The following is a 7,939-nucleotide window of genomic DNA, read 5'->3' on the forward strand; positions in this document are numbered from 1 at the left end:
GGTCTGCGCGTCGTGCAGTCCGCCGGTGCCGCGCCCGAGGGCGGCAGCCCCGCCGCGCCGCCCGCCGCGCAGACCGAGGTGCGCCTCGACGCCATCGCCTACGATCTCGAGGGCGGCGTGGTCCTCTCGGGCCGTGGCCCCGCGGACGGGCAGGTGCAGATCCTGCTCGACAACCGGCCCATCGAGCTGGGCGAGATCGGGCCGGGCGGGAACTGGTCGCTCGACCTGCCGGACGTGGACCCCGGCACCTACACGCTGACCGTCGCCCAGCTCTCGCCCGAGGGCGAGATCGAGGCGCGCGTCGACACGCCCTTCCTGCGCGAGGACCCCGCCCGCATCGCCGCCTCGCCGATGCTGGTCGAGGCGGGCGTTTCGGTCATCACGGTGCAGCCGGGCTTCACCCTCTGGGGAATCGCAGAGGCGAATTTCGGCGAAGGCATCGCCTATGTGCAGATCTTCGAGGAGAACCGGGGCGCGATCCGCAATCCGGACCTGATCTTCCCCGGCCAGATCTTCCGGCTTCCCGATCTGCCGCGCACCAATACTGTGCCCTGACGGGCACTGGCCAATCCCCGCGCGGTTGCATAGGTAAGGGGCCAGCTAGACGACGGATCCCCCGATGCCAGCCGACACGACAGACGCGCGCGCCGCCGGGGCCGCGCAGGCCCGCGGCGCCACCCGGCCCCGACCCGGCCCCGAGGCCGCGCCCTCCCTCGAGGAGGCCGAGCGCCGCTCGGGCTGGCGCACGATCCGCAAGGTCGCGCCCTATCTCTGGCCCGAGGACAAGGCCTGGGTGAAGCGCCGCGTCGTGATCTCGCTTCTCATGCTGGTCGTGGCGAAGCTGATCGCGGTCGCCACGCCCTTCCTCTACAAGGCCGCCGTCGACGTGCTGGCGGGCGAAAGCGAGGGGTCGCCCGCCCTCCTGCTCGCCATGGGGGCCGTCGGCGTGACGGTGGCCTACGGCGTGGCGCGGGCGGCGAACGTGGGGTTCCAGCAGCTCCGCGACGCGATCTTCGCGCGGGTGGCGCAGGGCGCGCTCCGCCAGCTCGCGCTCGAGACGTTCCGGCACATCCACGCCCTCAGCCTGCGCTACCACCTGACGCGGCGGACGGGGGGCCTCAGCCGCATCATCGAGCGCGGCGTGAAGGGGGTCGAGTTCCTCCTGCGCTTCCTGCTCTTCTCGGTCGGGCCGCTGATCCTCGAGCTCCTGCTGACCGGCATCATCCTCGCGCTGGTCTTCGACATCAGCTACCTCCTCGTCCTCGCCGTCACCATCGGGCTCTACATCTGGTTCACCTTCAAGGTGACGGAGTGGCGGGTGAAGATCCGCCGCGAGATGAACGAGCAGGACACCGACGCCAACCAGAAGGCGATCGACAGCCTCCTGAACTACGAGACGGTGAAGTATTTCGGGGCCGAACGGCGCGAGGCCGCCCGCTACGACCGCGCGATGGAGGGCTACGAGAACGCCGCCATCCGCACAGGCGTCAGCCTCGCCTTCCTGAACTTCGGCCAGTCGCTCATCATCACCACGGGCCTCGTGATCGTGATGGTGATGGCCGCGCTCGGGGTGCAGTCGGGCGAGCTGACCGTGGGCGACTTCGTCATGGTCAACGCCTACATGATCCAGATCACGCTGCCCCTGAACTTCCTCGGCACGGTCTACCGCGAGATCCGGCAGGCACTCGTGGACATGGGGCAGATGTTCGACCTCCTCGAACAGCCGCAGGAGGTGGCCGACAGGCCCGGCGCGCCCGCGCTGAAGGTCAACGGCGGCGAGGTCGTGTTCGACGAGGTGCGCTTCGCCTACGACGCGGCGCGGCCGATCCTGAAGGGCGTCTCCTTCCGCGTGGCGCCAGGCGAGACGCTGGCGCTGGTCGGGCCCTCGGGCTCGGGCAAGTCGACCATCGGGCGTCTCCTCTTCCGCTTCTACGACGTGACGGGCGGCGCCATCCGCATCGACGGGCAGGACCTGCGCGACATCACGCAGGAGAGCCTGCACGACCGGATCGGCGTCGTCCCGCAGGACACCGTCCTCTTCAACGATACCATCCGCTACAACATCGCCTACGGTCGGCCCGAGGCCGGCGAGGAGGAGGTGGTCGCGGCGGCGAAGGCCGCGAAGATCCACGACTTCATCCTCGGGCTGCCCGACGGCTACGAGACGCAGGTGGGCGAGCGGGGCCTGAAGCTCTCGGGCGGCGAGAAGCAGCGCGTCGGCATCGCGCGCACGCTTCTCAAGGACCCGCCGATCCTGCTGCTGGACGAGGCGACGAGCGCGCTCGACACCGAGACGGAGCAGTCGATCCAGTCCGAGCTGAAGATGATGGGGCAGGGGCGGTCGGTGATCACCATCGCGCACCGTCTCTCGACCATCGTGGACAGCGACCGCATCCTCGTGCTGGAGGCGGGCGAAGTGGTGGAGAGCGGCACGCACGAGAGCCTTCTCGCCACCGGCGGGCGCTACGCTTCGCTCTGGGCCAAGCAGAGCGCGGGCGAGGAGGTCTGAGCCCTCAGCGCACCGCAGCCTGGGGCTCCCGCAGGTCGAGCCAGAGGCCCTCGTCGCGATAGCCTCCCCGGACGAGGAAGCCCGGCCGCGTCACCTCCGGGTAACGGTCTGCCCAGTCGCGGAAGCGGTCGTTCGTCACCACGCGGGCCTGCATGTCGCGCGCGGCCTCGAGGATCGTCGCATCGGCCTGCGTGCCCTTGTTCACCACCATCACGCGGTCCTTCGGCAGGCCGAGAAGGCGCGCCATGTCCCCGTCGTGGCGGTAGCGGCCCTCGAGCAGGTAGCCGGCATTGGCGTCGAAGACGACGCCGGGCGTGCAACCTTCGGCGGCGAGCCTCCGCACGACCTCGCGCAGGGGGGCGATGCTGGGCGGGTCGCCCGCCCAGTGCATGACATTCGATCCGTCCACGACGATGCAGGGGCCGGGCGCCGTCTTCGGGCGCAGCGGACCCTCGGGGATGTATATGCGGGGGCGGCGTGCCCGCGCCGGCCGGACGAGCAGCAAGAGCGCCATCAGCGCCGCGGCGGTGGCGACGTAGAGCACCGGGGCGAAGGCCGGGTCGGACAGGCCCAGCGCCGCCGCGCCCGCCGCCAGCAGGAGCATGAGGGCAGTGCGCATCACGCCGGCCTCCCGGCGCACGCGGTCGCGCTGTGGGCCGGCCCCCTCACTCCGCCGCGCGCAGGGGGGGCTGGGGCGATCCGGGCTCGACGTCCTCCGCGATGGCATGCTCCGCCGCCGCAGCCTCGGGCTGGGCGGGTGGCGCTTCGGCCTCCGCCGGCCTCGGGTCCTCGTCCCAGTAGATCACCGGGTCGCGTGTCTGCCGCGCGGCGCGCGCCAGCGCCCAGTCCTGCGCCGTCCGGCTGGCCCGGTCGGCGCCGAGCCGCCCGAGCCCGCGCGCGATCCAGCCGAGGATCGTCGCCCACCAGACCCGCAGCGCCAGGAGCGACGGCGTGAACACCAGCGTCAGGACCGTGGCGATGCCGAGGCCGAAGACGACCGCGGTGGCGAGCTGTTTCCACCAGAGCGCGGTGGGGCTGTCGATCGTGTAGCCGCCATTGGCGAAGTCGAGCGAGATGCCGAACATCATCGGCGCGAGGCCCGCCATCGTGGTGATCGTGGTCAGCAGCACGGGGCGGATGCGCGCCTCGGCCGTGCGGGTGATCGCCTCGATCTTCGGCATGTAGCGGCTGTATTCCTGGTAGGTGTCGATGAGCACGATGTTGTTGTTCACGACGATCCCGGCCAGCGCCACGATCCCCGTTCCCGTCATGATGATCGAGAAGGTCTGGTCCATCACCAGCATCCCGATCAGCACGCCCGTGGTCGAGAGCACGACGGCCAGCAGCACGAGAACGGCGTTGTAGACCGAGTTGAACTGCGCCAGCAGGATGATGAACATGAGCCCGAGCGCGGCGGCGAAGGCCTGGCTGAGGAAAGCCTCGCTCTCGGCCTGATCGGCCTGGTCGCCGGACCATTCCCAGGTGACGCCCGCGGGGAAGGGGTTCTCGGTCTCGATCCACTGGGTGATCGCCGCGATCCGCTCGTTCGCCGTCACCGGCTGGAGCGTGAGCGCGCCCTCGGCCAGCCCCGCCTCGACGGAGGCCGCTGTCGCCTCGCCGTAGAGCGCGAAGACCTGCCACGCCACGCCGCCCACGGAGAAGTCCGCCGCGCCGGTCACGGTGGGCTCGGCCGTGTCGAGGAGCATGGCGACGGCATTGCCGTCCGCATCGTCCACGCGGCTCAGACCGGCGAGCGTGTCGGCCTTGACCTCGAAGATGCGGCGCTGGTCGACGCGGTTGATCTCGGCGAGTTGCGGCGTCGCGGTGTAGCTGACGAAATTCGACAGGGGCACGAGACCGTCCTGCGTGCGCACCCGCAGCGTGTCGAGCGTGGAGAGCACGCGCGCCTCCTCGGGGAAGCGCACGCGGATCTCGATCTCCTCGTCCGAGGTCGGCACGCGCATCGTGTCGAGCAGGATGCCGCGCGTGACGAGCTGCACCATCGCGCCGACGGTGGCCACGTCCGCGCCGAAGCGGCCGGCGGCTTCCACGTCGACGTCGATCTGCCAGTCGATGCCGGGCAGCGGCAGCGTGTCCTCCACCAGCGTCAGCCCGTCGAGCCCGTCGAAATGGCTGCGCGCGATCAGCGTCGCCTCGGTCAGAGCCTCCCAGTCCTCGCTGGCGAGGCGGAGGCTCACGGGCTTGCTCTCGCCCGGACCCTGCGAGGCCGCGAAGATCTCGGTCTCGATGCCGGGCAGCTCGTCCAGGCGGGCCTGGAGACGGTCGAGCACCACGTCGCCGTCCTCGCGCTGGCCCCAGGGGGCGAGGTCGATCTGGATCTGGCCGATCGTGTCGCCGGGCGCGCTGACGCCGCCGGTGTTGTTGTTGAGGCCGCCATTGCCCGCGAAGGCGAAGACGTCGCGGATGCCCTCGTGGCCGAGGACGATCTGCTCGGCCTGCCGCACCAGTGCGTCCATCTCGTCGACCGAGAGGTTGCCGCGCGCGCGGACGTAGACGATGGCCTGCTCGGGCTCGGTCTCGACGAAGAACTCCACGCCGTTGTTGTTGGCACCGAAGTACAGGAAGACCGAGACGACGAAGGCCCCGACCGCCGCGATGGTCACGAGCGGCATGACGGGGTTCGAGACGAGGAGGTGGATGAACCAGCCGAACGGCGTCCTCCGGTAGCCCGCGCGGACCTTGCGCTCGGCCCGCCCGAAGTTGAGCGTGCCCATCACGACCGACATCATGGCCGCCGATAGCACGAAGAGGAGCGCGCCGGGCAGCATCGCCAGGAGGGCGGGCGTGGCCGCCGGCGGCTCGGGGAAGAGGGCGCCGGGGTTGATCGTCTGCATCACCGCCATGAACATGAGCGCCGCGACCGCGACCGCGAGGCCGATCCGCGCGAAGGTCGAGGGCACGAACGACAGGAGCACTGCCGAGGCCCGGTCGACGTTGCGGGTGAAGCGCGCGGCCACGCCACCAAGAACCGGCAGGTAGATCAGCGCCACGATCAGCGAGGCCGTAAGCACGAAGATCAGCGTCACGGGCAGCATCCCCATGAATTCGCCCGCGACGCCCGGCCAGAACAGCATCGGCAGGAAGGCGCAGAGCGTGGTCGCCGTGGACGACACCACCGGCCAGAACATGCGCTTGGCGGCGTCGGTATAGGCCTGCATCGGCCGCGCGCCCTCGGACAGGCGCTTGTCGGCGTATTCGACGACGACGATGGCGCCGTCCACCAGCATCCCCACGGCGAGGATCAGCCCGAACATCACGATGTTCGAGATGGTCACGCCCATGATCCCGAGGAGGATGAAGCACAGGAGGAACGAGGTCGGGATGGCGAAGCCCACCAGCATGGCGGAGCGGGTGCCGAGCGAGGCGAGGACCACGATCATCACCAGCGCGATGGCGGTCAGCACCGATCCCTCGAGCTGGCGCACCATGCTGTCGACCGTCACCGACTGGTCGAGCGTGGTGGAGACGCGCACCGCCGCGCGCAGATCCTCGGGCCAGGTGGCGCTCACGCGCTCGACCGTCTCGCGCACGAGGGCGGCGGTGTCGATGATGTTGAAGCCCTGCCGCTTGACGACCTGGAGGGCGACGGTGGGCTCGCCGTTGAAGCGCGCCGTGCCCGCGCGGTCCTGGTAGGTCAGCCGGATCTCGGCCAGTTCGCCCAGCGTCACGACCCGGTCGCCGTTCACCGTGATGGCGAGGTTGTAGACGTCCTCGGCGCTCTCGAAGCTCGAGGGGATCTTGATCGAGATGGCGCCCGACGCGGTCTCGACCTCGCCGGCCGCGATGAGCTGGTTGTTGTTGACGACCGCGTTGATGAGATCCTGCGCGGTGACGTCGTAGGCCTCGAGCGCGAGGGGGTCGAGGATGACCTCGAGCATCTCCTCGCGCGTGCCGGCGAGACCGGCCTCGAGCACGGGCGACAGCGCCTCGAGCTCGGTCTGCATCTCGTTGGCCAGCCGGATCAGCGTGCGCTCGGGCGCGTCGCCCGACAGCGCCACGACGATGATCGGGAACTCGGAGAAGTTGATCTCGGAGATCTGCCAGCTCTCTGCGCCGTCGGGGAACTGCGTCTCGGCGCGGCCCATCGCGTCGCGCACGTCGGCGATGGTGGCGGACTTGTCCCAGCCGAACTCGAACTCGAGGAAGAGGCCCGCGAACCCCTCCGACGCGGTCGCGGTGATCGTCGTCAGCCCGTCGAGGTCCTGGAACTCCGTCTCCATCGGGCGGACCAGCAGGCGCTCGCTGTCCTCGGCCGAGATGCCGGGGAAGGGGACCGAGACGAAAAGGCCGGGGATGTCGATGTCGGGCTCGCCCTCCTTGGGCAGGCCGACATAGGCCGCAGCGCCCACGGTCAGCGACAGGATCACGAAGGCCACGACCATCCGGGCGCGGCTGGCGGCCCAGTCGATCACGCCGGTCATTGCGTCAGCTCCTCGTAGGTGACGCGGACGCGCACGCCTTCGGTGACGAATTCCTGGCCCACGGTGATGACATCGGCCACCTCCGGCAGGCCCGAAAGCCACACGCCCGTTGCCGTGTCGCGGATCATGCGGACCGGAACGAAGCGCACCACGCCCTCCTCGACGATGCGCACGCCGAGCTGTCCGTCGTCGTTCAGCGTCATGGCCGAGGTCGGCAGGAGGTGGGCGGGCGTGCCGTCCGTTCCGATCAGGATGTCGGCGGTCTGGCCGTCGCGGATGGTGAAGTCGGCGTTCGGCACCGTGACCTCCACCCGGAAGGTCCGCGTGCGCTCGTCCGCCGATCGGCTGAGGAACGTCACCTCGCCCCGCGCTTCGCGGCCGGAGGCGAGGCGGGCGCCCGCGGGGGCCCCGAGCTCGACGCGATCGACCTGCGCCTCGGGCACGAAGCCCACGAGCTTCATCGGATCGAGCTGGATCACGGTGGCGCAGATCGCGCCCGGCTGCATCAGCGTGCCAAGCTCGGCCGTGTCGGATTCGAGGTGTCCCGAGAAGGGCGCGGCGATGGTCAGGCGGTCGATCTCCTCCTCGGCGCGGCGGACCGAGGCCTCGGCCGTGCGGATGCCGGACCGCGCCTGCGAGACGGCGGCCTCGGCGGACTGGATCGTGGCGAGCGCGCCTTCGCGGGCGGCCTCGGCACTCGCGGCGCGGGTCTCGGAGGCGAAACCCGATTCCGACAGGCGCGAGGCGGCGTTGGCGTCGATCTCGGCGGCGGTGAGTTGCGCACGGGCGCCGGCGAGTTGCGCCTCGGCTTCGGGCAGGCGCGCGCGGGCGGTGTCGAGCGCGGCCTCCGCCTCGGCCAGCGCGGTCAGCCGCGTGCCGGGCGCGATCTCGCACAGGATCGTGCCTTCCTCGACATAGGCGCCGGCCCGGATCGGGTCGGAGACGATGCGCCCCGAGGTCTCGCCGAGAACGCCGTGCTCCTGCGCGG

Annotated in this window: 5 protein-coding genes; 2 read left to right on the plus strand and 3 right to left on the minus strand. The window is 70.6% G+C overall.

The genetic code is table 11. The features are described from left to right. Positions 1-555: LysM peptidoglycan-binding domain-containing protein (locus ACTS11_RS07730; protein ID WP_442639749.1), on the plus strand; the 555-nt coding region annotated here is incomplete at its 5' end. 64 nt (positions 556-619) lie between these two features. Next, positions 620-2,509, plus strand: coding sequence for an ABCB family ABC transporter ATP-binding protein/permease (locus tag ACTS11_RS07735; protein ID WP_442639750.1), 1,890 nt, complete (start codon positions 620-622; stop codon positions 2,507-2,509). A 4-nt stretch (positions 2,510-2,513) separates the two neighbouring features. Here ACTS11_RS07735 and ACTS11_RS07740 read toward each other — a convergent pair whose 3' ends face one another. From ACTS11_RS07740 to ACTS11_RS07750, 3 genes are all read right to left on the minus strand, one after another. Continuing rightward, on the minus strand, positions 2,514-3,128 hold the full coding sequence (locus tag ACTS11_RS07740) for an NYN domain-containing protein (protein ID WP_442639751.1): 615 nt from the start codon (positions 3,126-3,128) through the stop codon (positions 2,514-2,516). Between the two features lie 46 nt (positions 3,129-3,174). After that, positions 3,175-6,951, minus strand: coding sequence for an efflux RND transporter permease subunit (locus tag ACTS11_RS07745; RefSeq protein ID WP_442639752.1), 3,777 nt, complete (start codon positions 6,949-6,951; stop codon positions 3,175-3,177). Next, the coding region (locus tag ACTS11_RS07750) for an efflux RND transporter periplasmic adaptor subunit (RefSeq protein ID WP_442639753.1) at positions 6,948-7,939 on the minus strand (992 nt) is incomplete at its 5' end. The genes ACTS11_RS07745 and ACTS11_RS07750, both read right to left, overlap by 4 nt.

Origin of the sequence: Roseicyclus sp. (assembly GCF_052168335.1) — a bacterium.
In the GTDB taxonomy this organism is placed as follows: Bacteria; Pseudomonadota; Alphaproteobacteria; order Rhodobacterales; family Rhodobacteraceae; genus Roseibacterium.

What these genes read in the sequence shown, in the direction of transcription:
- ACTS11_RS07735 (WP_442639750.1), top strand. Translation starts at nt 620, where the DNA reads ATGCCAGCCGACACGACAGACGCGCGCGCCGCCGGGGCCGCGCAGGCC.
- ACTS11_RS07740 (WP_442639751.1), bottom strand. Translation starts at nt 3,128, where the DNA reads ATGCGCACTGCCCTCATGCTCCTGCTGGCGGCGGGCGCGGCGGCGCTG.
- ACTS11_RS07745 (WP_442639752.1), bottom strand. Translation starts at nt 6,951, where the DNA reads ATGACCGGCGTGATCGACTGGGCCGCCAGCCGCGCCCGGATGGTCGTG.